This is a genomic window from Salmonella sp. SAL4457 (genome assembly GCF_046548235.1).
Lineage (GTDB): Bacteria > Pseudomonadota > Gammaproteobacteria > Enterobacterales > Enterobacteriaceae > Salmonella > Salmonella enterica.
In genome coordinates this window covers 1-354 of record NZ_JBGDZO010000161.1, presented here as the reverse complement: position 1 = coordinate 354, position 354 = coordinate 1, and the positions used below count along the sequence as shown (strand labels likewise).

General features: G+C 62.7%; 1 protein-coding gene. It reads left to right on the top strand.

Annotated features, from left to right (window positions below):
- A partial coding sequence (locus ACLJNW_RS23715; RefSeq protein ID WP_410961160.1) for a sulfatase-like hydrolase/transferase occupies positions 1-354 on the top strand: 354 nt, incomplete at both ends.

Sequence of the window (354 nt, the reverse complement as noted above, 5' to 3'; positions counted from 1 at the left end):
ACCATGGCCTGCTTCCCCAACCTGCCGGGCTTCGAATACCTGATGCAAACCCCGGAGGGCGGCCACAAGTTCTCCGGCCTGCCGCAGTTGCTCAGCGCCCGCCAGTACGAGGACGTCTACGTCTACAACGGCGATTTCGCCTGGGACAACCAGTCCGGCTTCTTCAGCAACCAGGGCATGACCACCTTCATCGGCCGCAACGACTATGTCGACCCGGTGTTCTCCGATCCGACCTGGGGCGTCTCCGACCAGGACATGTTCGCCCGTGGCAACGAGGAACTGGACAAGCTGGCGAGCACCGGCAAGCCGTTCTATGCGCTGTTGCAGAGCCTCTCCAACCACGTGCCCTATGCG